This window comes from Thermostichus sp. OS-CIW-33, assembly GCF_054059615.1.
The window spans coordinates 13,959-36,797 of the sequence record NZ_JBSSCH010000007.1 but is presented as its reverse complement, the minus strand read 5'-3'; the positions used below and the strand labels follow the sequence as shown (position 1 = coordinate 36,797).

The 22,839-nt window shown below is 57.0% G+C and carries 19 protein-coding genes and 2 tRNA genes; 11 read left to right on the top strand and 10 right to left on the bottom strand.

Features of this window, described 5'->3' with window-relative positions:
* Positions 1-10 precede the first annotated feature (10 nt).
* The 4 genes from ACVWZG_RS06890 to ACVWZG_RS06875 all read left to right on the top strand — a co-directional run bounded on the left by ACVWZG_RS06890 (position 11) and on the right by ACVWZG_RS06875 (position 2,080).
* A tRNA-Asp gene (locus ACVWZG_RS06890) sits at positions 11-84 on the top strand.
* Between the two features lie 177 nt (positions 85-261).
* Positions 262-1,443 (top strand): aldo/keto reductase, encoded by a 1,182-nt coding sequence (locus tag ACVWZG_RS06885; RefSeq protein ID WP_457394714.1) that lies wholly within the window; start codon positions 262-264, stop codon positions 1,441-1,443.
* Positions 1,444-1,577: 134 nt separating this feature from the next.
* Entirely contained in the window at positions 1,578-1,829 is a 252-nt protein-coding gene (locus ACVWZG_RS06880; protein WP_457394717.1) for a DUF4258 domain-containing protein, read from the top strand.
* Entirely contained in the window at positions 1,826-2,080 is a 255-nt protein-coding gene (locus ACVWZG_RS06875) for a DUF2283 domain-containing protein (protein WP_011433140.1), read from the top strand. The genes ACVWZG_RS06880 and ACVWZG_RS06875 overlap by 4 nt, the downstream gene beginning before the upstream one ends.
* 298 nt (positions 2,081-2,378) lie before the next feature.
* Here ACVWZG_RS06875 and ACVWZG_RS06870 read toward each other — a convergent pair whose 3' ends face one another.
* Positions 2,379-2,828: a gamma-glutamylcyclotransferase family protein gene (locus ACVWZG_RS06870; RefSeq protein ID WP_457406206.1), complete on the bottom strand. Its 450-nt coding sequence runs from the start codon at positions 2,826-2,828 to the stop codon at positions 2,379-2,381.
* Between the two features lie 93 nt (positions 2,829-2,921).
* On the opposite strand from ACVWZG_RS06870, the gene ACVWZG_RS06865 reads away from it, so the two are divergent.
* A complete protein-coding gene (locus tag ACVWZG_RS06865; protein WP_457406210.1) occupies positions 2,922-5,273 on the top strand; it encodes an AAA family ATPase in 2,352 nt (783 codons plus the stop codon).
* A gap of 227 nt (positions 5,274-5,500) precedes the next feature.
* Here ACVWZG_RS06865 and ACVWZG_RS06860 read toward each other — a convergent pair.
* Positions 5,501-5,574 (bottom strand) — tRNA-Pro (locus ACVWZG_RS06860).
* Between the two features lie 290 nt (positions 5,575-5,864).
* On the opposite strand from ACVWZG_RS06860, the gene rpsB reads away from it, so the two are divergent.
* The 4 genes from rpsB to queG all read left to right on the top strand — a co-directional run bounded on the left by rpsB (position 5,865) and on the right by queG (position 10,228).
* Positions 5,865-6,659 carry a 30S ribosomal protein S2 gene (gene rpsB, locus ACVWZG_RS06855; protein WP_414358039.1) on the top strand — a complete coding sequence of 265 codons (795 nt, stop codon included), beginning with the start codon at positions 5,865-5,867 and terminating at the stop codon, positions 6,657-6,659.
* A 144-nt stretch (positions 6,660-6,803) separates the two neighbouring features.
* Entirely contained in the window at positions 6,804-7,595 is a 792-nt protein-coding gene (gene tsf, locus ACVWZG_RS06850; protein WP_457384367.1) for a translation elongation factor Ts, read from the top strand.
* Between the two features lie 222 nt (positions 7,596-7,817).
* Complete coding sequence (locus ACVWZG_RS06845; protein ID WP_457406213.1) at positions 7,818-9,224, top strand: amidohydrolase; 1,407 nt, start codon at positions 7,818-7,820, stop codon at positions 9,222-9,224.
* 14 nt (positions 9,225-9,238) lie between these two features.
* Positions 9,239-10,228 (top strand): tRNA epoxyqueuosine(34) reductase QueG, encoded by a 990-nt coding sequence (gene queG / locus ACVWZG_RS06840; RefSeq protein WP_457415311.1) that lies wholly within the window; start codon positions 9,239-9,241, stop codon positions 10,226-10,228.
* A gap of 308 nt (positions 10,229-10,536) precedes the next feature.
* On the opposite strand, the gene ACVWZG_RS06835 is transcribed toward queG, so the two are convergent.
* From ACVWZG_RS06835 to pyk, 5 genes are all read right to left on the bottom strand, one after another.
* Complete coding sequence (locus tag ACVWZG_RS06835) at positions 10,537-11,754, bottom strand: RNA-guided endonuclease InsQ/TnpB family protein (RefSeq protein ID WP_457415308.1); 1,218 nt, start codon at positions 11,752-11,754, stop codon at positions 10,537-10,539.
* Between the two features lie 132 nt (positions 11,755-11,886).
* Positions 11,887-13,263 carry a DNA polymerase III subunit beta gene (gene dnaN / locus ACVWZG_RS06830; RefSeq protein ID WP_457394728.1) on the bottom strand — a complete coding sequence of 459 codons (1,377 nt, stop codon included), beginning with the start codon at positions 13,261-13,263 and terminating at the stop codon, positions 11,887-11,889.
* 740 nt (positions 13,264-14,003) lie between these two features.
* Complete coding sequence (locus ACVWZG_RS06825) at positions 14,004-16,286, bottom strand: RelA/SpoT family protein (RefSeq protein ID WP_457407290.1); 2,283 nt, start codon at positions 16,284-16,286, stop codon at positions 14,004-14,006.
* Between the two features lie 150 nt (positions 16,287-16,436).
* Positions 16,437-16,667, bottom strand: coding sequence for a DUF4327 family protein (locus tag ACVWZG_RS06820; protein ID WP_414330443.1), 231 nt, complete (start codon positions 16,665-16,667; stop codon positions 16,437-16,439).
* 137 nt (positions 16,668-16,804) lie between these two features.
* Positions 16,805-18,664: a pyruvate kinase gene (gene pyk / locus ACVWZG_RS06815; RefSeq protein WP_457407287.1), complete on the bottom strand. Its 1,860-nt coding sequence runs from the start codon at positions 18,662-18,664 to the stop codon at positions 16,805-16,807.
* A gap of 170 nt (positions 18,665-18,834) precedes the next feature.
* On the opposite strand from pyk, the gene ACVWZG_RS06810 reads away from it, so the two are divergent.
* Positions 18,835-19,077 carry a hypothetical protein gene (locus ACVWZG_RS06810; protein WP_414351871.1) on the top strand — a complete coding sequence of 81 codons (243 nt, stop codon included), beginning with the start codon at positions 18,835-18,837 and terminating at the stop codon, positions 19,075-19,077.
* A gap of 88 nt (positions 19,078-19,165) precedes the next feature.
* Here ACVWZG_RS06810 and ACVWZG_RS06805 read toward each other — a convergent pair whose 3' ends face one another.
* The 3 genes from ACVWZG_RS06805 to ACVWZG_RS06795 all read right to left on the bottom strand — a co-directional run bounded on the left by ACVWZG_RS06805 (position 19,166) and on the right by ACVWZG_RS06795 (position 21,817).
* A complete protein-coding gene (locus tag ACVWZG_RS06805; protein WP_457407286.1) occupies positions 19,166-19,828 on the bottom strand; it encodes a hypothetical protein in 663 nt (220 codons plus the stop codon).
* A 143-nt stretch (positions 19,829-19,971) separates the two neighbouring features.
* Positions 19,972-20,718, bottom strand: a complete 747-nt coding sequence (locus ACVWZG_RS06800; RefSeq protein ID WP_011433160.1) for a GvpL/GvpF family gas vesicle protein — start codon at positions 20,716-20,718, stop codon at positions 19,972-19,974.
* On the bottom strand, positions 20,696-21,817 hold the full coding sequence (locus tag ACVWZG_RS06795) for a nucleotidyltransferase family protein (RefSeq protein ID WP_414329069.1): 1,122 nt from the start codon (positions 21,815-21,817) through the stop codon (positions 20,696-20,698). The genes ACVWZG_RS06800 and ACVWZG_RS06795 overlap by 23 nt, the downstream gene beginning before the upstream one ends.
* A gap of 302 nt (positions 21,818-22,119) precedes the next feature.
* Here ACVWZG_RS06795 and hisG point away from each other — a divergent pair, with 302 nt between their 5' ends.
* Positions 22,120-22,827 (top strand): ATP phosphoribosyltransferase, encoded by a 708-nt coding sequence (gene hisG / locus ACVWZG_RS06790; RefSeq protein WP_011433162.1) that lies wholly within the window; start codon positions 22,120-22,122, stop codon positions 22,825-22,827.
* Positions 22,828-22,839 lie beyond the last annotated feature (12 nt).

The following is a 22,839-nucleotide window of genomic DNA, read 5'->3' as shown; positions in this document are numbered from 1 at the left end:
CGCAGCGATTGGGGCTGTAGTTCAATTGGTTAGAGCACCGCCCTGTCACGGCGGAAGTTGCGGGTTCGAGCCCCGTCAGCCCCGTACTCCTAAAACACTCTAGCTTAGTCGCTCCCCTGCAGCCCTCACATTTCCAGACTGATCTGATTTCTTGATTTCTGACGGTGACTGCTGCACAATGCGGCCGGCTCAGGGTTCAAGTTTCGGCGGTGGGGTATGGAAAGCCCGCCCTAAAATGGGGCTTAGTCCAGGGGAAAAACCATGCAGTATCGCAGATTTGGGCGTACCGAGCTGTCTATGCCCGTGCTGAGCTGTGGTGGCATGCGCTATCAACACAGTTGGCAAGATACTCCTTGGTCAGGGATCCCAGCGGCAAGCCAGCAGAACCTGGAGGCGACGATTCGCCGGGCCTTGGAGGTGGGCATCAACCACATCGAAACTGCCCGCGGCTATGGCACTTCTGAAATGCAGTTGGGCCGCATTTTGCCGCTCTTTCCCCGGCAAGATCTGATTGTGCAGACGAAAATTGGCCCCAGCGCCGACCCGCAGCAGTTCCTGGCCAAGTTCGAGCAATCGATGAGCTACTTGAACCTCGATTATGTGGATCTGCTGGCCATCCACGGGTTGAATACCTGGGAAGACTTGGAGCACAGCCTGCGTCCAGGGGGGTGTCTGGAGGTGTGTCAGCGCCTAGTACGGCAGGGACGGGTGCGTTTCGTTGGCTTCTCCACCCATGGGCCAACGGAGTTGATTGTGGAAGCCATACAGTCAGGGGGCTTCGATTACGTCAACCTGCACTGGTATTTTGTCAACCAGACCAACTGGCCTGCCATTGAGGCCGCCGCTCAGCAGGATATGGGGGTATTCATCATCAGTCCCTCGGATAAGGGGGGCAAGCTTTACGATCCGCCCGCCAAGCTGGTGCAGTTGTGCCAACCCCTCAGCCCGATGGTCTTCAACGACCTGTTCTGTCTGTCCCATCCCCAGGTTCACACCCTCAGCATTGGGGCGGCCCGACCCAGCGATTTTGATGAGCACCTGCGGGCGGTGGAGCTGTTGGATCGGGCTGATGAGCTGTTGCCGCCGATCCTGGCCCGCCTAGAGCAAGCTTTGATCGAGCAGGTGGGGGAACACTACGCCAAAACTTGGCACCAGGGCCTGCCTCGCTACGACCAAACCCCCGGACAAGTGAATATCCCGTTCATTCTGCTGCTGCGCAATTTGGTCTTGGCCTATGACTTGGTGGACTATGCCAAGAGCCGTTACAACCTGTTGGGCAATGCCGGCAGTTGGCTCCCCGGCCAGCGGGCAGACAAAGTGGATGCCGAAGCCCTGCGACCTTATCTTATCCACAGCCCCCACCGCGACCGGATCCCGGCTTTGTTGCAAGAAGCCCATCGCCTGCTCTCTGGAGCTGAGGTGAAGCGCCTATCTCAGAGCTAGCTTGCTCAGGGATCCCCCCGTTTGACGGTCGAGATCCGGTGGAGAAGATGATATGGCAAGGTTTACTCTTTAACCGCAGGAAAAAAAGAGTTGTCAGTTCCCGCCAGCGGCTCCTTATCTCATTTGGGTAGCTCGTGTTAGAGTCTGAGCATGCGTTGAGACGGCTGCAGCAGCGACAAGAGATCGCAAGCCAGTGGATCGAGAGAGTTCTGAGCTGCCCTGACTACGTACAAGTGGATCCCAAAGATCCTCAGCTCAAGCAAGCCTATGGTCGAATTCCGGAGTACGGCAATCGCCTCCTGAAGATTGTTTACGATGAATCAACGGATCCTTGGACAGTGGTGACTATCTTTTTTGATCGAACAATGGGGAAAAAGCTGCCATGAGACCTTTCATCGAGTTTGATCCTGATGTGGATGCTGGATATATTCGTTTGACAACAGCTCAAGTCCAAAGCTCAGAGGAGATTGCCCCTGGGGTTGTTTTGGATTTCGACAAGGAAAATCAACTGGTTGGAGTTGAGGTTCTCTCTGTTCATCGACAAATGGATAGCGACATTAAAATGCTTCCGCAAGAGATTCAAGACTACATCGTTTTATTGAGAAACTCCGTGTTGCAAGAACAGTTACTGAGTTAGATGAGAGTCTGGCAACACTAGCCCCACCGCATCTGTAGACGCAAGAGGAGTACCATTGCGATGGCCAGCCTTTTACTGTGGCCTGTTTGGCATGGTTGTAGGTGATTGAGATAACAGTCGCCGACCTTTCGGATTGCCAACGGATGTGCCGTCACTTTTATCGGATAGGCCGCACTCTCTTGGATCTGGACGCTGCCAAAACCGTTCGGGATCAACCCACCTGGTTTGAGGCTCCATCTTAAGGTCAGGGGCAGGAACCTGTTTGCCAGCAGCCTCAATCCCCTTGGACAGAGTGCTCTCAGCCACCCAACCCCATCGCTTCAATTTGATGAATGTAGTCGGGGGGAAGCCCATGCTCTCGTGCCCCCTTCAAGATTCCTTGAAGATATCCCTCGCTTGGGATCAATGAATCATCAATGAATGAATCTCCCGCCACGTAAGTCATTGCTTCGATCACTTCACCCTCATCGCTTCGAACCTGAACCTGCTGGCGACGGTAATGACCTCCCGGAATTCCTTTATACCGATCCATCCTCTCCAGCCTGTCCGAGCTGCACAGATAGGCAACTCCCCACACAACCCCAGAGGGATCCCGGACAATGTTGGCCTTGCCAGTTCCATCGTTGCCGCGCTTGTTGAACGTCAGGCGGTATCCCTGCAAACGAGCACGCCTAGCTTCCTTGAAATCAACAGCACGGTGTCCCATCTGCTGGGCATCTAGGTTAGTATGCAAAATACCACTGCTCACTCATCTCTAGTTCCCTTGGTGTCGGGTGAACCCGCCTACCCAGAATTACACTGAGATATTGAGCACATTAGCATCACGGGATCCCGCCCCTCCATGAGCTACTTGGTTATCGACACCGAGGGCAACCCCAACCTCAAAGAAATCGCCCTTATCGACAGCAGCGGCCAGCTCATCTACCACGCCTACACCCAAGAATACTCGCCCCACCACCCCCAGCCCAAGCCCCTGACCCAGATCGTTGCGGATCTACAGCGCTTGACACAAGGTAAAACCCTTGTTTTCCACCATGCAGATCACGACCTAAAAATCCTTAAACAAGCCTTTGACCAAGTTAACCAAGATTGGCTTCCTAACCCCATCTTCTGTACTTGGTCAGCCGCCAAGCAATGTTTTCCCAACCTTGCCGGTTACAGCCTAGAGTATCTCAGCAAACATCTTGGGATCCAACTGGAGAGCGGTTACTTCAACTCCAAACTGGCCCACGACGCCAGCTACGATGCCCTCTTTACCTACCACCTCTATCGCCACCTCACCCACGCTCAGCTCAAAGCCCAGAATGTTCCCAATCCTTTCGCCAACAGCAGAGTTGACAATCCCTTTCAGCATTATCCCGACGAGACCACCATCTATCAGCCTCAGTACCAGCAGCTCACTGCCACCCTACAGGACATCCAACGGGATCCCAACCACCAGAGCCGAGGGGTTGTCTTACTGGGAGAACCTGGATCCGGCAAGACCCACCTGATCATGCGGGTGGCCCAAAACCTCCTGCGCCACAACCGTCTCCTGTTTATCCCTCAGCCCACCCATCCCGACAACATCTACCACCACATCTACAGCCACACCCTGGAATCCCTGCGCGAACGGGTAGATGCCCATCACCACACCCAGCTCGACTACTTGATTGCCAAGAGCTTTGTGGAAATCTTGAAAACCTTCCCCCAAACCTCAAAAACTGAAGAGCTTCTCTCCCTTCTCACGGCGGATCCCCTCAACCTCTTTCATCGCCTGGGAGCAGAAGGCAGCGAGCGTCGTCGTCAGCAATGGCAAGCCATTGAAAAACTGGTTCTGCGCTGGTGGGCAGAGCAAAACTTCCTTACCGGTTCCACCGAAAACATTCTCAAGGGCATCATCAAATACTGCAGCTACAGGGATCCCAACCGCCGTCACCAGATCATCCGCTGGCTCAGCGGTACCGACCTGGATCCTGAAGAAACCAACTTGATTGGGTTGCCCCCTTGGAGTGCAGATCTCGACCGCAACACCTTTGCTCTAGAAGGGATGAAAGTCATCGGTAGGCTCTCGCTGCTTGACCGACCTCTCATTATTGTCTTTGACCAATTGGAAGCTTTGGGCCGAGAGGAAAATCGAGATATCCTTCTCAACTTTGGCGATGCTCTAAAAGAGCTTTTTACCCGTATTCCCAACAGTCTGTTTGTCCTTAATTTGTTTCCTGATCGTTGGCAACATTTCCAAACCCAATTTGACCGGGCTACCGTCGATCGCCTCTCCCAAACCGTCCTCTCCCTAGATCTCCCCTCTCTTCCCCAGCTTCAAGCCCTTCTCCAGAGCCGCCTGCCTTCAGGGATCCACCTCCAAGCTCTCTTTACCGCCGATGACCTCAGCGATATCCTCAGCCAACCCTCCATCCGGGCCATTCTCAACCGGGCCTCAGCCTACTATCGCCACTACATCAACGGGATCCCTCTCCCTCCCCAGGTGCAAGTTGTACCCACTGCCAGCAATCTAGCCGCCCGTGTCCAGCGGCTCGAAACTGAGCTGCAAACCCTCAAACAACTGCTCATCCCCCTTCTGCCTGCCCACGGCCCCTCCATCGTTCTATCTCCACCCCTTCGGGATCCCAGCCCATCTGCCGATCTTGTTGAGACGCTGGATCCCTATCTCCGCACCACTGAGGCTCAGCTCCGCGCCGCCTATCCCCAAGAGGCGATTATGGACAGCACAGCTGATATCGGCAAATTGCGCACCATCGTCAATGCCCTGCAAGGGATCCATCCTGTCCCCATGAGTGCCCTGAGACTGGGCAAACGCAAGCTTCCAGATCACCTCTATTTCCCCAGCCAAAAGCGGGTGATTGCCTTTATCCAAGTGGCTGCTGGCAGCATGTGTGGACAGCTCAAGAACTTCAACCAATTGGTGATTGCTCACCCTGAGCTTCAGTTTCTTTTGCTACGGGATGCCCGCCTTAAGCCTCCTTCCAAAACGGCTACCGCCACCCAAGCGGCCTTGGCCGCCCTCAACAACAGCCCCAATGGCAAGTATGCTCTGCTCACCCAAGACGACCGCATCCATCTGGAGCTTATGCACAGGATGATCACCGACATCCAAAACCGCGACCTGGAAATCGACCTGACCCAAGCCGTTCGGTATTATCTTGACCACAGGGATCCCCCCCTTATTGCCTGGATCCTGGGCCGTGATTAAGCGCTCCAGATCCGTCGAAACCCCGTGTTGTTCAAGGTCGGCTCCGCATCGGGATCCAGCACCGTAAAACCGGGATCCCATATTGTCCGGCCAAGCTTGTGACCTGATTCTTAAGGCTGCCGATCAACGGAGCCAATGGCAAGGGATTGACAGCGGAGCCAAAGTACCTCAAAGTTTCCGGCATAGTGGGCTTTGTCCGGCTCAAGCCCTCCCCTGATTACTCAGTATCGGAGCGGCGGGATTTGAACCCACGACCCCCACTACCCCAAAGTGGTGCGCTACCAAGCTGCGCTACGCCCCGACGCACTTACAGGTAGAAGCCTATGAAGCGCTTAGCCAGTTTAGCATTGGATCGCCGCCAGAGTTAACCCCAAGCTGCGGGATCCCGTGGAAAACATGCTAGCTTAGTTAAGCCGTTAAGAAATCGCACGCCTGAACCACCGGGTGTCCTTACAGCCCTTTCGCGGTTTGCTGCAACAGCTCCTGAGTTCCTTGCCAATGGGGGTAGAGCGCTCTATGCAGGTAACCGGCGGGAAGGCCGTAACTGGGATCCGTTCGGGCGGAGGCTAACCCGTAGGAGAGGAAAAACTCATGAGCGTAGTCAGTTTGCCTCAACTGTTGGAGGCAGGGGTTCACTTCGGCCACAAGGCCAGCCGCTGGAACCCGAAAATGCGGCCCTACATCTTTACCGAGCGGAACGGCATCCACATTATCGATTTGGTGCAGACGGCCCGCTATCTGAACGAAGCCTACGAGTATGTGCGGGATGCTGCTGACAGGGGTTGGCGCTTCCTGTTTGTGGGCACCAAACGGCAAGCTGCCGGGATCATCGCTCAAGAGGCTCGTCGCTGTGGCAGCTACTATGTCAACCAGCGCTGGTTGGGGGGTATGCTCACCAACTGGGCCACCATCAAAACCCGCATCGACCGCCTCAAAGAAATTGAGGAGATGGAGAGCAGTGGTCTTCTGGATCGCCTGCCCAAACAAGAGGCCAGCCGTCTGCGGCGAGAGTTGGCCAGGCTGGAAAAGTACTTGGGCGGCATTAAAACCATGCGCAAGCTCCCCGATGCGGTGATCATCGTCGATCAGCGGCGGGAGGCCAACGCCGTTCAGGAATGTATCAGGCTGAACATCCCGATCATCTCACTGCTGGACACCAACTGCGACCCCGATCTCAGCGATATCTTCATTCCCTCTAACGACGATGCCATTCGAGCGATTAAGCTGATTGTAGGCAAGTTGGCGGATGCCATCTACGAAGGGCGGCATGGGCAGCTCGACACCGTTGAAGAGGATGAGTACGACTACGAAGGGGCCATGGATCTGGACGACGACATGCTGGAGGATATGGAGGACGAAGAAGAAGGAGAAGCCGAGGAAGGCTAGACCGAGGGCAGGGATCCCGTGCAATCCGGGTACTTCCCTGCCTGTTCCCTATCCAGAGGCGTGTATTCTTGAAATCTAGGTTTACAATTCTACCGAAGCCCGCTCATTCTCACTCATATCCCGCCACATTCTTCCCGTTCTTTCATTCGAGGAGCCCTCATGAGCATTGATGCCAAACTGGTCAAAGAGCTGCGCGAAAAGACGGGCGCAGGCATGATGGACTGCAAAAAAGCCCTGGAAGATTCCGGTGGCGATATGGAGAAAGCCATCACCTGGCTGCGACAGAAAGGGTTGGCAGGGGCAGCCAAAAAGGCCAGTCGCGTCGCGGCAGAGGGGGCAGTTGACAGCTACATCCACTTCGGCAATCGAATTGGGGTGTTGGTGGAAGTGAACTGCGAGACGGACTTCGTGGCCCGCAGCGAAGATTTTAAGAAACTGGTGCAAGACATCGCCAAGCAGATTGCCGCCTGCCAAAACGTAGAATACGTCAGCGTTGACCAGATCCCTGCTGAAGTGGTGGAGCGGGAAAAAGCCATTGAAATGGGCAAAGAAGATCTGGCCAATAAGCCAGAGAACATACGCGAGAAGATCGTGCAAGGTCGCATCGAAAAGCGCCTGAAAGAGTTATCCCTGTTGGATCAACCCTTCATTAAAGATTCCTCGATCACGGTGGAGGAATTGGTCAAGCAGCACATTGCCAAACTGGGGGAAAACATTCGGGTGCGGCGGTTTGTGCGCTTTGTCCTGGGAGAGGGGATCGAGAAAGAAGAAGTGGATTTTGCTGCTGAGGTTGCCGCTCAAGCCGGTCTCAAGCCGGCAGAGGCCCCCAAAGTGGAAGAGACTCCACCCGCTCCTCCTGAAGAACCTGCCCCAGAACCGGCCCCTGCTGCCGAGAGCAAGCCGGCCAAAAAAGGCTCCGCCAAGAAAAAGAAATAGCCGGTCAAGGCTGAGCTGTAGGGCCATGTCGGCGGTGCAGAGGCGTTGAAACTGCGTTATGGAGAGTGTGGGCACCTCTATGTCGGCAGTTCTATAACCACTACGCTTGGGTATCCCTTGGGGGAAAGGCTAGGTTATGCATGCAAATGTTCTGATCCTCCCGCCTTGGCAGGGTTAACTCCAGCACGCTAAGGTAGCAGACGGCCTTTTTGGATCCCGGGCATGAGTTTTATCTTGCGCAATGCGTTAATTCCCACCGCCACCGGCTACGAAACCGCAGATGTGCGAATCGAGGGGGAACGGATTGCTGCCATAGGCAGAGGGTTACCCGCAACGGGCGCAGACAGCCTGGAACTGGATGCCAGTAACCAACTCTTGCTGCCGGGCTTTGTCAATGCCCACACCCATTCTTCCGAAATGTGGCAACGAGGGATCATCCCACCCTACCCCCTGGAGCTGTGGCTGGCGCAACTGCACGAGTACTCGCCGCCAGAGCCGGAAAAGGTCTACCTCAGCGCCCTGGCTACGGCGGTGGAGACCCTGCTGACGGGCGGCACAACAGTGGTGGATCATCTGGTGCTGATCCCTGGCCAGGAACTGGCCACCATTGAGGCAGCAGTGCGGGCCTACCGGGAGGCCGGGATCCGCGCTTTCATTGGCCCGCTGCTTCAGGATCAGGCTCTCCCCACTTGCCTGCCGGGCGGGGAAGGAGAGCCAACAGCTTATCCCCTCTCCACCCTGGAGGTGTTGGCCATCCTGGAAGAGGCAGTTCAGAAATACCACCGCCCCGAGGAAGGCATCAGCCTGATGGTGGCCCCTACAGGGATCCAACTGTGCTCAGACGAGCTGTTCAAGGGCTGTGCGGAGTTAAGCCAGAAGTATGACCTACCCCGCCACGCTCACCTGCTGGAAACCCGTGCCCAGCAGATGCTGGCCCAGGAAAAGTACGGCTGCAGCGCAGTCGAGCATCTGGAGCGCCTGGGCTACCTAGACCAGAGAACTTCCCTGGCTCACTGCGTCTGGCTCAGCGATGCCGATATTGAAATCCTGGCCCGTACCGGCTCTACGGTTGTTCACAACCCCTTGAGCAACCTGCGCCTAGGCAGCGGCATTGCCCCCATCTTGAAATACCGCCGGGCAGGGGTGAACGTGGCCTTTGGCTGCGATGGATCCGCCAGCAACGATTCGCAGGATTTGCTAGAGGCCATCAAAATCGGCACCATCCTGCACAACATCACGGATCCCGACTACCGCCACTGGATTTCTCCCCGCGAGAGCATCGAGATGGCAGCCCGAGGTGGGGCAATCGGCTTGGGCCTGGGGGATCAGATGGGATCCCTGGAAGTGGGCAAGCAAGCGGATCTGGTGCTGTACGATCTCACCCAACTGTCGCTGTTGCCCCGTACCGATCCCATTGGGCTGCTGGTGTTGGGTCGGCCCACCCAGGCAGTGCATAGCGTTTGGGTGCGAGGAAAACAGGTGGTGTCCGGCGGAGCCGTGACGACGGTGGATGTGGCCAAGCTGCGGCAGGATCTGTTTGCCCACAGCACCTGGGATCCCTTCCGCCGATCCCAGCAGGCAGAGCATCTGGAAGCTCGTTATCGTCGGGTGATGGGCTTGCCAAAGTAGCGTTGGATGTCCCTGTGTGGCCAGAAGAAGCAGACCGGGCCAGCATCACAGAGCAGGTGAAACGACAGGCGCTGGCGCTGGGCTTTGACAAAGTTGGCATTGCCAGCACAGAGGATCCCCCCGACTTGCGGGGCCTGCAAGCTTGGCTGGCTGCGGGCATGGCCGCCGACATGGCCTGGATGGCGGATCCTAGGCGAATGGATCCAAAGCAGGTGCTGCCGGGGGTGCAGTCGTTGATCTGTGTGGCTTTGAATTACTACACCCCCATCCGCCACAGCCAGGATCCCGGCAAGGGCAAGATCTCCCGCTACGCCTGGGGGCGAGATTATCACCGCGTGTTGGGGCGGCGGCTGAAGCAGCTCCACCTCTGGATGCAAGCGCAATTTCCGAACTACCGCGGTCGATGCTATGTCGATACCGGCCCGGTGGCGGAAAAGCCCTGGGCCATGCAGGCGGGCTTGGGTTGGATCGGCAAAAACAGCCTGTTGCTCACCCGCGAGTACGGCTCCTGGGTGTTTCTGGGAGTGATCCTGACCACCCTGCCGTTGCTCCCTGACCAGCCCCACACCGCTCACTGCGGCACCTGTACCCGCTGCCTAGAGGCTTGCCCCACGCAGGCCATCGTCAGCCCAGGGGTGGTGGATTCCCGCCGCTGCGTTGCCTACCACACTCTAGAAAGCCACGCCGAGCGGATCCCTGCCAAGATTGCCCAGAACCTGCACAACTGGGTGGCCGGCTGTGACATCTGCCAGGAGGTCTGCCCTTGGAACCAACGCTTTGCCCAACCCAGCCGGATCCCGGATTTTCAGCCCTACTCTTGGAATGTTGCCCCTGATCTCCAGGAGCTGGCCCGGATCGATGATCGGGAATTCGACCACAAGTTTCCGGCCTCTGCCCTGCGCCGGCTCAAGGCCCACCGCCTGCGCCGCAACGCCCAAGCAGCCCTGGAAGGCAATTCCAGCTCTGCAGCTGGCAGCAACGATTTGGAAGCCCCCTCTACTTAACTTGGATACGCTTTCCTAGCAGGATCTTGCGGCCTCGAGGCCGGCGCCAGAAAATGGTGGGGCTATTGTCTCTGGGCCAGGGACGCAAGCTAACATACATGCCCTACCCTCTTTCTGAGGCCACAGTGCTGGGCCGCCATGGTCTTGCTCTCGTGGGAGCGGTTTTGCGCAAAGGACGTGTGGACTTGGTGCAGGAGTTTACCCACCGCTTTGTTTGAGCTGGATCGACTCAAACACAGTAGCCCCACCTAAAACACGGTCATTTCAAGCTAGATTAGGACACTCCGTAAACTACCCGGCTCCGACCGCTAAGCGGTACGGAGCGGGCTTTCAGTAGCCCTGAGCCTGTTCTGCTCTACCAGAGAACAAAACAAGCCCGGACCTCTAGGCTGGTTTACGACAGCCCCCAAGAGCGCAATCACATTCGCACCATTCAAATCCGCATCCCCTTCCCATCCACAGTGCCCACACTTGAACGACTTGCCACTGCGGTAGGATTGCGCAGGGTCGGGATGGATGTGCAAACACCGGTGGCAGGTCTGCGACGTGTAAGCAGGCGGAACAAGAATCAGAGAAACCCCTGCAACCCTCGCCTTGTACTCCAGAAACTGACGTAGTTGGTAGAACGCCCAACTGTTGGTCCTACGCCGCTCGGCTTTGCTGCGGGGTTGTTGATTGACCCTTTCCCGGATCCCTGTCAGGTCTTCCAGAGCAATAGCGCTGTTGGTAGCTTTTGCCCTAGAGACAATAGCTTTGGAGATGCGATGATTGACCCACGTTTTTGCTACGCAACGCTGACGCGACTGAAAGCGTCTCTCCTTGCCAGACAGCCGTTGCAACAGTTCTCTGCATCTGCGCCGCGAACTGCGTGTGCCCTTACTGGCTTTGCGTTGGAGTGCCGCCCTCAACCGGGAGTAGTGGTCGCGGACTCTGTTCAACTGCTGTCCATTCCAGTTGTCCCCCTCTGACGTATGGGCAATATCTGTCCTTCCCAAGTCCACCCCGATCACCTTGTCGGTATCTTGTTGCCTGGGTGGTTTTTTCTCTACGCAAATCTGGATGTAGTAGGAGCCATCCTTCCGCTGGACTAGGGTGGCCGATTTGGGGTTAGAGCCAGCCAGCATTCCCCTCTGGTAGTTACCAATGGCTAGCTCAAAGCGTTCTCTCCCTTCCACCGTGGTCAGCGACACCGTCCAGTCTTTCTCGCGAAATGAGAAGATACGTGCGTCGTAGGTAACGAACCTACGCTTGAACTCTTTAACCGGACGGTTGCGCTGTCTCGCCACTTTGCGAGCGCCCGCCACCCGTCTGCACACCTGTTGAGCCAAGTTACTGGACAAGCCGAACCGAGCTCGAATCTCGTAGTAGCAAAGGGATTGCAGTTTAACCGCGTTGACGATCTTCTCCGGCGTGTTCTGGTTGACCCAGTTCAATGCCTGCACAAAGACATCCATCGTCGCGTCCAATTTGGCGGCTTGTGACGGGAACGCCTTGAGCTTACAGGATATGGTCAGGACTTGGCTCATAAGTTCATTGTACTTCATCAAAGCGCATTCCTCCCGGCACTGACCCTACGGGTACAGTGCGGGGCTCCTGCGATTTCTAGCTGAGATGACCTTGAGAGTTTTGGACTAGAGCTGGGTGGAGCTCTCCTAAGACTAGGTAGCCCGTAGCTGCACCGGCATAACCAAATAACAGAGCCGCATTGCCCCAAGGGGCTTCCAGATGGCCGGCTGCGTGGCGCCGTTTAGCTCCAGGCTCACCTGCTGCGTATGAAACACCCTGAGGGCATCCAGCAGGTAACGCACATTGAAGGCCAGCTCCAGGTCAGGGCCGGACATTTGCACCGGCAACGATTCCTCGCCACTGCCCACATCGGGCGCCTCGGTGCTGATGCGCAGGGTTTGGGTTGCGGCAGAAAGATTGAACTTGACGATGTCGTTTCTTTGGGCAGCAAGTACTCCCACCCGTTCCAGCGACTCAATCAAAGGCCGACGCTCCAGGGTTATCTGCCGCTCAAATTGCCTGGGAATCAGGCGGTTGTAGTCGGGATATTGGCCCTCCAAAAGGCGGCTGGTGATCCGCTGTTGGCACTGCGTTTTGCTGGCGCGAGGAGGCAGCACAAACTGCACCTGGGATCGGTCAAACCGCAATTCCACCGTAGAGGCCGCGGTCTGGGTGCCGAGGATGCGCTCCACCTCTCGCAAAGTGCGAGCGGGAATGGTGAAATCCAACCCTATTTCCCCATGGGCCGAAGCAACCGGGATCCCTTCGGCCTCCACCTGCACCATCGCCAGACGGTGCCCATCGGTGGCTGCAAACTCCAGGCAAGGGGGATCCCCCGCCAAGAGCTTGACATGCACCCCTGTGAGCACCTGCTTGGTCTCATCTCCAGAGGCCGCAAAAAGGGTTTGGCCGATCCCTTGCAACAGGCTCTCGATGGGCAGCTCCAGGGCCTGAGCTGTTGGGCTTTCCTCCCCCACAAAATCGCCATCTGCGTCGGCGGTGCGGAGCGATATTTCCGGTAGGGTGGGGTACTCTTCAGCCGACATGCTGCGCACTTGGTACTGGCCGGCTGCCGACATGAGAATCACAGGGGCACTCTCCTGGGCTTGGCTGCTCGCGTCAAGAGTCACTGGGCCGCTGGGCAGACGGCTGACGATGTCGCTGAGCAGCTTGGCCGGCAGGGTGGTGCAACCGGATCCCTTGACCTGAGCCTCGAACTCGCTGCGAATGCACAAGTTCAAGTCAAAGGCAGTGAGGGCAACCCGTTGAGTTTCCGCATCGACCTCTACCAACACGTTGGCTAAAACGGGCAGGGCGGGGCGGCTGGCCACAGCCCGTCCAACGGAAGCGAGGTGGTGGCTGAGATCGGCTTGCTCGCAGGTGAAGCTGAAACCCTCCGGAGACGAGTCCACGGCCCCGTCAAGGTATCCCTCCCCACGCTGAGGAGCTGCAGTCTTGCTGCTGCGCAACACTGCCGCAAATGACTCGGCCTCGAGTTCTCGATCCACAGGACGTTGAGCTTGCACCATGGGGGGCACTTGAGGGCTGCACACGCAGATCCTACACCGACTGCCCCGGTTGGATCCCTCCCCTTGCGGTCGAGTTTTGGAAAATTTGCCTCGCGCGTAGGACAGATCTGAAATTTCGATCCCTGCCTAATTTAATTTTTTGATCTAGTAGTAGTAGGGGCTGTGGAAACTGTGGAAAGTGATCGTCAACACCTTGCGCCATGAGCTTTTGAGCTTATTCCCCACCTGTGGAAAAACTGTGGATAACTTGGCCACTTTTCCACAGAGTATTTATACCTGTTAATAACTTGGGGGGTTTTTCCACAGGTTTTCCACAAATTTTTCAGGTTTTTCCACAGGTTTTCCACAGGCTAATGTTGTGATTTCCTGACAAATTCATAAAAATTAACACACAGTCAGTGTAGGATCCCGTAATGTAGTGAGTCCTCCCCCTAGATATGGCCAGGAACTCCATCGGAGCTGGGGCGGGCTTCGCTGGATTTCCCCAGGTTTTCCACAGGCTGTCGAAGAAAGCCTGGGATATTGCTCTGGGCTTGTCGGCCTTGCCTGGCCACCTGTGAGCTGACACGGGATTTTTGGCAAGACCCCAGAGGAGCGGGAAAGCGCTCTGCGCACCAGAAGCGGCAAAGGAGGTCAGGATGAGGATGGGACAGCGCCTGACCCAAAATTGGGCTGCTGCAGGAGCGAGTCGCAATAGGGATGCGGTCTAGAGTCCGTACCCGCGAAGGGCCAGGCGTAGGTCAACGGGATCCGTTTTGGTGATGGCGGGAGCGCAGCACGATCACGTCAGAAAGCTGGCGCAGTTGACTTTGAACCTGGGTGAGCTGTTTCTTATCACGTACATCGATACAGAGATCGATCAGGGCGGTGCGGTTGGCAAAAGTTTGTACCTTAGCATTGCGAACATTAATGCCTTGATCCGATAGACGGGAAAGAATGTCCCGCAGCACCCCAACGCGGTCGATAACCTCCAGATGCAGTTCTACCGGGTAGATCTGGGTGCTCTGCCGCAGTTGCTCTTCGTTCCAGCGTACTGGCACCAGGCGTTCCCCCGAAACCTGAGCCACCCGTGGACAGTCCTGATGGTGGATACTAATACCCTTAAAGCGGGTGACTACGCCCAAAATCGGATCCCCCGGCAGCGGATTACAACACTTGGCCAACTGGTGTTTCAGACCCTCCACCCCCAGAATGGGAGATTGGGATTTGATAGAACTGGGAGCCGCAGAAGCCCGCGGCAACAACAGCTTGGATCCCTCAAGCGATTCCTCCTCTGTAGGGGGGGATACTGCCGGTTTGCTGACCTCCTGTAGCCGATGGATCACCAGCGTGGGGGTCGTCTCGCCATAACCCAGAGCGGCCAACAAATCCTCTACGCTGGCGTAGTTGAGCTTTTCGGCTACCTTCTGCATCCGCTCTGATTTGAGCAGGGCATCAAAGCCCGTTTTGCCAAGTTCCCGCTCCAGTAAATGCCGGCCCCGCGCGATGTTTTGCTCACGATTTGAGCGCTTAAACCATTGGCGAATGCGATTGCGGGCAGAGCTGGTGGCAACGAAATTGATCCAGTCCAGGCTGGGATGGGCATTTTTGTGCGTGATGATCTGCACAATGTCGCCGTTGCGCAGGCGGGTATCCAGGGGCACGATCTTGTTGTTTACCCGCGCTCCTGCACAGTGATCCCCAATTTCGGAGTGGATGCGATAGGCGAAGTCCACCGGACAGGATCCCTGGGGCAGAGCCAGCAAGTCCCCCTTGGGCGTAAAGACGTAAACCTCGCTCTCAAACAGGTTCTCGCGAAGGGTGTCCAGATACTCCTTGTCATCTTTGAGGTCGTTTTGCCACTCCAACAGCTGTCGCAGCCAGGTGAAGCGCTCCTCGTCGGGCTTGACAGTGGTGCTGCCGGCCTCCTTGTACTTCCAGTGGGCGGCGATCCCGTACTCAGCCACGCGGTGCATCTCTTCGGTGCGGATCTGCACCTCCACCGGTCTTCCCTGCGGGCCAATCACCGCCGTATGCAAAGATTGGTAACGATTGGCCTTGGGCAGACCAATGTAGTCTTTGAAACGCCCAGGGATGGGGCGAAAGCAGTTGTGAACGACTGCCAGCACCCGATAGCACTCGCTGTTGGTATGCACGATCACCCGCACTGCCGAGAGATCGTAAATCTCGTGAAATTCTTTGTGCTGCTGCTGCATCTTGCGATAGATGCTGTACAAATGTTTGGGCCGTCCGCTGATCTCAAAGCGTTCCAGTCCCGCTTGAAGAAGGTTCTGCCGCAGCTCTTCGATAAAAGCTTGGATCTCGGCCTCTCGCTCGGCGCGCTTGGCGTTGACCAATTCCTGAATCTTCCGGTAAGCCTCGTAGTCCAGATACTTAAAAGCCAAGTCTTCCAGTTCCCATTTGAAATGCCAGATCCCCAGCCGGTTGGCCAAAGGGGCGAAAATTTCCATGGTTTCGGCTGCAATTTGCCGTTGCTTACTGGGGGAGAGATACTGCAGCGTGCGCATGTTGTGTAAGCGATCCGCCAGCTTGACCACGATGACTCGAATATCTTTGGCCATGGCCACAAACATGCGGCGGAAATTTTCCGCTTGCTGCTCGGTTTTGCTGGAGAAATTGAACTTAGAGAGTTTGGTAACTCCTTCTACCAGTAGGCGAACTTCAGAGCCGAATTCAGCTTCCAGGGCTTCTGGGGTAACTTCTGTATCCTCAATAACATCGTGCAAAAGGCCCGCTGCCACCGTCACCGCATCTCCCCCCAGCTCCCGCAGGAGAGTAGCCACGGCTACCGGATGGGCAATGTAGGGATCCCCCGATTTGCGTTTTTGGCCCTGATGCAAACAATAGGAAAACTCAAAGGCACGGCGCAGCAGATTGGCTTCTTCAGCCGTGTAAGGCCGCAGCCCATCGCCGGGATCCTCGGCACCGGAAAGCAGAGCACGCAGCCACCCTGGCACCTCAAAACCGAGGCTATTCAGGTCGAGACCTCCATCTGAGGTGGCAATGACAGCCGTCTGACCCATGCGAACCCGGCGAAAAGGGATGTTTAATTACTGACTATAGTTCATCCAGCTTAACCGCCGACAGATCAAGAGGGAAAAAACGGGTGGAATAGAAAGAAGCATTGGCTGTCTGCCAACGCCGACCGCTTGCCATCCTCGGCAGATCGAGAGTCAGTCTTCGCTCCACTCCTCGCAGTTGCCGATCAAATCGCAGAGAGGATCCGAGGGGCAGTAGTCTTGCAGCTCCAGCTCTTGGGCAATCGCCTGCCACTCCCGCTGGGGGAAGAAGGGTTGCAGGTGGGCAATGGCTTCGGAGCGGCGCAAGACCCCCTGCCGGACAAGGCGACGAGCTTCCTCCTGGATAGCCTCAACCGCATAGTGGGTGGCTTGTAAAGTGGGCATAGCTTAACCTACACGTGGGATGAATGGGACGCACCGAGGGGTCGGGAAAATCTTGCCCTGTCACCCCCATCATAGAACTGGGTCTCGTTTCGTAGCAAGAGATACAAGTTTGTATTGCAGATAACTTCAGAGCCCGGTTAAAAGCCTAAGCCATCGGCTCCCGCAGTCACTATGCCTTTTTCTGCATCCAAAGTGACAATAGACCCATCCCGGATTAAGCGGGTGGCATCCTTGACCCCCACCAGCACCGGCACCCCCAGCCGCAGGCCAATGACCGCCGCATGAGAGGAAGCTCCCTCTTCCTCGGTAATCACCCCGGCTGCCTGTTTGATGGCCTCCACATAGTTGGCGTCGGTGGATTGGGCAACCAAAATGTCCCCGGCGGTGATTTTGCCGGCATCGAGGCTGGATCTCAGGATGCGGGCCGGGCCGCTGACAATGCCCTTGCCAAACCCTTTGCCTTGAGCCACCACCGCTTTCACCACATCCACCTTGATCAGGTCGGTGGATCCCGCAACCCCTGGCAGGGTTCCTGCACTGAGCACCACCAAGTCGCCGTCCTTGAGCAAGCCATCTTCCTGAGCCAAGCTGATGGCCGCTTGAAAGGTCTGGCGGGTGGTGGCCAAATCCATAACCAACAGCGGATGTACCCCCCAAACCAACTGCAGCCGCCGTGCCACTTCCACATGGGGGGTTACGGCTAGGATGGGAGTGCGGGGGCGAAACTTAGAGACATTGCGAGCAGTAGCCCCTGTTTTGGTCAGGGTCATCACGGCTACAGCATCCAACTCTTGGGCGATCTCCCCCACGGCGCGGCTGATCGAGTCGGTGATCAGGGTTTTGGGCCGCATCCCGGCAGGACTGTTGCCGTTGTTTTGGCTCAGCTCCTGCATGGCAAGGGCGCGAAGGCGTTGTCGTCGGTCGGCGGAGGTCAGGTCAAAGTAATCGCGCTCGGTGCGCACGGCAATGCGGGCCATGGTGGCAACGGCCTCGACAGGGTATTTACCCACAGCCGTCTCGTTGGAGAGCATGACGGCATCGGTGCCATCCAAAATGGCGTTGGCCACATCGGAGATTTCGGCACGGGTAGGCCGGGGGCTGTGCACCATGCTGTCCAGCATTTGGGTGGCCGTAATTACCGGGATCCCCAGGGAGTTGGCCAGGGCGATCACCCGCTTCTGCAGGATCGGCACCTCTTCCGCAGGCAGCTCTACCCCCAAATCTCCCCGCGCCACCATCACACCGTCGCTGAGGGCCAAAATCTGGGGCAGCTGTTCAATGGCCTCGTGTTTCTCGATCTTGACGATGATGGGTACCCGCTTGTCGGCTGAGCCGGAAGAAGGCCGTTTGGCTGAGGCAATGAGCTCCCGCAGCTCCAGCACATCAGAGGGATCCCGCACAAAGCTGAGGGCCACCCAATCCACCCCTTGGTTGAGGCCGAAGTAGAGATCTTCTTTATCCTTTGGGGTCACGGCGCGGATGCTCAGGCGCACACCGGGGAAATTGACCCCCTTGTTGTTGGAGAGGGTACCCCCGACAATGGTGCGGCAGAAGAGTTCGCCCGCTTCCGGATCCACGGCTTCCACCCGCATCTCCACTCGACCATCGTCGATGAGGATCGTCGCTCCTTCGGGCACTTCTTGGGCCAGCTTGTCGTAGGTGACCCAGCTGCGCTCTTGGGATCCCAAGACAGGTTTGCTGGTCAACACAAAGGGATCCCCAGCCTTGAGGGTGATCGAGCCTTCGGCGAACTTGCCCAGGCGGATTTTGGGCCCCTGCAGGTCTTGCAAAATGGCGACCTGGATGCCCAGATCCATCGCGGTTTGGCGGATCAGGCGAATGCTGCGGCGGTGTAGCTCGTGATCCCCATGGGAGAAGTTCAGGCGAAGGGTGGTTGCCCCTTGCAGGATCATCTCCCTGAGAATGGCTGGATTTGAGCTGGCAGGGCCGATGGTGGCAACAATTTTGGTGCGTCGAAAAGAATCCCTCAAATGCATGTCCACTGTTCCCAAGGGAGAGCAGCCCAGATCCTTCCCCCACATAGGGATCTCTCTGATTACGATAACCCGTTATGTCTTTTTTGAGGCACCGCTTTTTTAAAATCCCCAGCGAGAGAGGATGGGAAAATAGGCAAAGCAGAGTGTAGAGATCCATCTGGAGTCGAGCGATGCCGGTTGCCCCCGAATACGCCTTCCCCTTCGAGCACCATCAGAAGTTCTCTCTGGATAACCCCACCATCTCCAGCCCAGGGGTTTCCAAGCGGGAATACATAGCCAGCAGAGTACTGCAGGGTATCGTGAGCAATCCCCAGACTCCCGTCGGCGATTTGTCTCCTGAGCAACGACAGGCTTTGGTCTATACGGCGGTGTTGTTGGCAGATGATTTGTTGGCGGCCCTCGGCGCTCAGTAGAGAGGTTCTTGAGATTGCAGCGCACCCTCTTGGGGTGAGGTTTAGGCCGAGGTTGACCGTTCGCGGCGGGGGGCCGTAGGCTCTGCTGCTACCTACGCCGCAGCCGTTGAGTCAACTCTTCCCCCAAGCGCATCCATTTTGCTATCTCTTCGGGATTCACCTGTCGGTCATTCTGCCAGAGAATGAGGTGGGCGCCGGCCCCTTCGGCACAATAGTTGGGATATTGCTCCAAAAAACTGAGGACGCCGGGATGAAAACGTAGCCGAACTTGAGCTTCATCCTGTCCTCGCAAGAGATAGCTCCGAGAAAACTTAGGGTGGCTCTCGAAGTTGATATCTTGCATGCCAAAAGCTTTGGCGATGCCATGGAAAAAGGCATTTTCGGGGTGCAGCCGAAAACGGGGCAGATGAAGATCCTCGTGATAGGCGTAGAAGACGGACTGGCGATAAGTGCTGGAACTCTTGCCCCTGCCGCGGGTGTATTGGTAATCAAAAACGGTAATCTCAGTGCCATCGATCAGCCGCTTGGACATCGAATTATAGAAACGTCGCCCATGGCCTTGCTCAAACAGCCCAAAGCCGGCTTGAACCAGGCGGGATCGGATCTCTTCCGGCAATTGGGCAGAAAAGCGCATTCCTAGCTGTGCAGCTACCCGCTCCAGAGCTTCTCGACGTTTCTTGTCTTGATAAAAGGCCAGGGCTAACATCCCGACCGCCAGAGCTAAAAACAAGATAAAAATAAGCAACCCCATACCGTCTCCCTCGGCTTACAGACTGCAGCGCCCATCCCCACAATACCTGAGCAGATTTCCAAAAGGATCCCTGCCTTCGACCATTCAGCCGAGCGGTCTCCTCTTGTCTTTTGTAGAGAAGTGACCCAATACAGCTGAGTGTGTCAAAGTTTGACGAAATTGTAGGGAGCGGTGAAGTTGTTGTAGCGAATGCGCAGCCGCCCCTGGAAGGTCTGGTCTAGCTCCTCTACTTTTTGGGCAAAAACCGGCTCATCTTCCCAATTGATCAAAAACGAGCCGTTGTAGGCCATGTTTTCGGTGAGCAGATCTCCTTCTACGCGGTCGCTGGCCAAGGGGCTGAGGGCTGCTGTAAAGGTCTGGGCAATGCGCTGACGTCGCTGCTCTAAGAGCTGCTCCAGAGCCCGTCCGATCTCGACTACCGCGTCCAGCCCCAGAGGAGCGCCGGCCATTTCGTCTCGCCGAGCTTTGAGGGCAGGGTTTTCCTCTAGCCCCAGCTTGAGCTCCTGCTCGGGATCCCAGAAGACTTTGACTCCCACCTCCCGCTTGCCCTCCAGGCGCTCCAGCAGAGCCAGCAGATCCGCCAAGCGGGGCTGCACCAAGTCCCGTTCCACCTGCTCCCAGCCGCTCACCACCAGGCCAAATTGCAGAGGCAGCAGAGCCCGGTGTCCCTCGTTCATCACTTTTTCCAGCACGGCCTCATGGGCGAGCAAGTTGGCCCGGCTGGCCAGGTAGCGCTCCTGTCGAGCCTGGGAGTACAAGAAGGCCAGGGATCCCAGCCCATGAACCTGCACCGGCTGCTTGTCCAGCCCCACCACACTCAGATGACGCGGGCCAGGGGCAGCGACGATCCCGTAGAGGTAGAGGGCGCTATGGGGATTTGCCGTTGGCATTGCTGCGGGCATCTCCGATCAGCCACGTGAGGTTGGACTCTTCGGTGTCGATGGCATTGCCATCCGAGGAAATGCAGTAGCGACCCATCACCATCTGGTGGCGTAGGGTCACGCCTGCCGCAATCTGGGTGTAGTTAAAAATCAAGCTGCCATCCAGCGTACACCCTTCATTCAACACACATCCGTAGCCAATTGCCGTGGGGCCGATGAGTTTGACCCCGTCCGCCAAATAGCTGCTGGCCCCGATGTAGACCGGTGGCTCGATGTGGATGCGATCCCAGTTGGCGCGGATGTTGATCCCCGTCCATACGCCGGGTTGAATCTGGATCCCGGGCACCTTGACCCCCTTGATCTCGCCGCGCAGCACTTTTTGCACTGCCAGCCAGTAGTCGTGGGTGCGGCCAATGTCCACCCACTGAAAGTCAGCCGTGATCCCATAAAAGGGGGCACCCGCTTTCACCAAGGCCGGGAAGAGATCGCTGCCGATGTCGTAGGGGCAGCCAGGGGGAATGTAGTCGAACACTTCCGGCTCGAAAACATAGATGCCGGTGTTGATGGTGTGGCCGAGGGCCTCTTCCCGCCTAGGCTTTTCTTGGAAAGCAGTGATGCGACCCGTCTCGTCGGTGACTACCACCCCATAGCTGGAGACCTGGCTGGGATCCACCTGCCGCAGGACCACAGTGGCCAGCGCTCCCTTGGATTTGTGGAAGTTGACGATCTGCGTGAGGTTCAGGTCGATCAGGGCATCCCCACAGAGCACCACAAAGGTACTGTCGAAAAATCCGGAGAAATCCTGGATCTTGCGCATACCGCCAGCGGAGCCCAGAGGTTCGGCCACCGGCTGGCCGTTCTCAAAATGGCCTTCGAAGGAAAAGCCGATGTGAACCCCCCATTGCTGCCCATCTCGAAAGTAGTCTTCGATTTGGTGGGCCAAGTGGCTGGTGTTGACCATGATCTGGTCGAAGCCGTGTTCCCGCAGCAGCTCCACCAAAAATTCCATGACAGGCTTGTGCAAAATGGGGATCATCGGCTTCGGCATCATGTAGGTGATGGGCCGCACCCGCGTGCCTTTGCCTGCTGCCAGGATCATGGCTTTCATGCCGTCGTCACTCCTCCGGGCTAACCGTGCTCTGACTTTATCATCCCAGGATCGGCATTCCAGAGAACCGGCGGGGCTTTCAAGAGGCTGGGGAATCGCTGCTGGGATTCCGATCCCCTACAATCAAGGGGGCTTGCTCTTCTGGGCATTTCGCCAAGGGTTTCCCCTGAGCCCCTCGTTTTGCCCCGTCTCTCCTGAGAGTTCCACCCGGCAGACGGGGATCCCAGCATTCTTACATTGATTGCTCCTGGCCCAAGATTCAGACGGATGTATCAGAACAAATGTAGTAGATCCTGAAAAAGATGCTGGATGGCCGTCCCGACAGCCCACCCATCACGATTGCTCTGGCCAAGGGGGCCTTGCTGCCTGAGGCCATTCAATGCCTGCAGCAGGTGGGGATCGATTTCAGCCGTTTTTTGGATCCCGGCAATCGCCTGCTGCGGATTGAATCCCCCACCCGGCTGAACGGACAACGCTACGAAGCGCTGCTGGTGCGCACTCACGATGTGCCGGTGTACGTGGAGTACGGGCAGGCGCAGTTGGGCATTGTCGGCTACGACGTCTTGCGGGAGCGCTATGCCGGCACCGAAGCGCGGGTGGCCCACCTGTTGGATCTCCAATTTGGCCACTGTCGCATGTCGGTGGCCCTTCCCCAAGATAGCCCCTACCACTCGGCAGCTCAGTTGCCTGCTCATGCCCGCGTGGCTTCTAAGTTTGTCGGCTGCGCCCGGGAGTATTTTGACCGCCTGGATTTGCCGGTGGAGCTTATCTCTCTCTATGGTTCGGTGGAGTTGGCCCCCCTCACCGGCATGGCCGATGCCATCGTCGACTTGGTAGCCACAGGGCGCACCCTGAGGGAAAACGGCCTGATTGAGCGAGACTGCCTATTCGAGAGTACAGCTCGCCTGATTGCCCATCCCATCAGCTACCGTGTCAACCAACAGCCTATCCGCGAGTTGATCACCCAGATTCGGGAACGCTGGCTGGGATCCCTGTTGGTGGGTGGCTAATTTTGAGGCACT

What these genes read in the sequence shown, in the direction of transcription:
- ACVWZG_RS06865 (WP_457406210.1), top strand. Translation starts at nt 2,922, where the DNA reads ATGAGCTACTTGGTTATCGACACCGAGGGCAACCCCAACCTCAAAGAA.
- ACVWZG_RS06825 (WP_457407290.1), bottom strand. Translation starts at nt 16,286, where the DNA reads ATGGGTCAGACGGCTGTCATTGCCACCTCAGATGGAGGTCTCGACCTG.
- ACVWZG_RS06805 (WP_457407286.1), bottom strand. Translation starts at nt 19,828, where the DNA reads ATGGGGTTGCTTATTTTTATCTTGTTTTTAGCTCTGGCGGTCGGGATG.
- ACVWZG_RS06795 (WP_414329069.1), bottom strand. Translation starts at nt 21,817, where the DNA reads ATGAAAGCCATGATCCTGGCAGCAGGCAAAGGCACGCGGGTGCGGCCC.
- ACVWZG_RS06885 (WP_457394714.1), top strand. Translation starts at nt 262, where the DNA reads ATGCAGTATCGCAGATTTGGGCGTACCGAGCTGTCTATGCCCGTGCTG.
- pyk (WP_457407287.1), bottom strand. Translation starts at nt 18,664, where the DNA reads ATGCATTTGAGGGATTCTTTTCGACGCACCAAAATTGTTGCCACCATC.
- rpsB (WP_414358039.1), top strand. Translation starts at nt 5,865, where the DNA reads ATGAGCGTAGTCAGTTTGCCTCAACTGTTGGAGGCAGGGGTTCACTTC.
- ACVWZG_RS06845 (WP_457406213.1), top strand. Translation starts at nt 7,818, where the DNA reads ATGAGTTTTATCTTGCGCAATGCGTTAATTCCCACCGCCACCGGCTAC.
- ACVWZG_RS06820 (WP_414330443.1), bottom strand. Translation starts at nt 16,667, where the DNA reads ATGCCCACTTTACAAGCCACCCACTATGCGGTTGAGGCTATCCAGGAG.
- ACVWZG_RS06800 (WP_011433160.1), bottom strand. Translation starts at nt 20,718, where the DNA reads ATGCCAACGGCAAATCCCCATAGCGCCCTCTACCTCTACGGGATCGTC.
- ACVWZG_RS06875 (WP_011433140.1), top strand. Translation starts at nt 1,826, where the DNA reads ATGAGACCTTTCATCGAGTTTGATCCTGATGTGGATGCTGGATATATT.
- ACVWZG_RS06835 (WP_457415308.1), bottom strand. Translation starts at nt 11,754, where the DNA reads ATGAGCCAAGTCCTGACCATATCCTGTAAGCTCAAGGCGTTCCCGTCA.
- ACVWZG_RS06810 (WP_414351871.1), top strand. Translation starts at nt 18,835, where the DNA reads ATGCCGGTTGCCCCCGAATACGCCTTCCCCTTCGAGCACCATCAGAAG.
- hisG (WP_011433162.1), top strand. Translation starts at nt 22,120, where the DNA reads ATGCTGGATGGCCGTCCCGACAGCCCACCCATCACGATTGCTCTGGCC.
- dnaN (WP_457394728.1), bottom strand. Translation starts at nt 13,263, where the DNA reads ATGGTGCAAGCTCAACGTCCTGTGGATCGAGAACTCGAGGCCGAGTCA.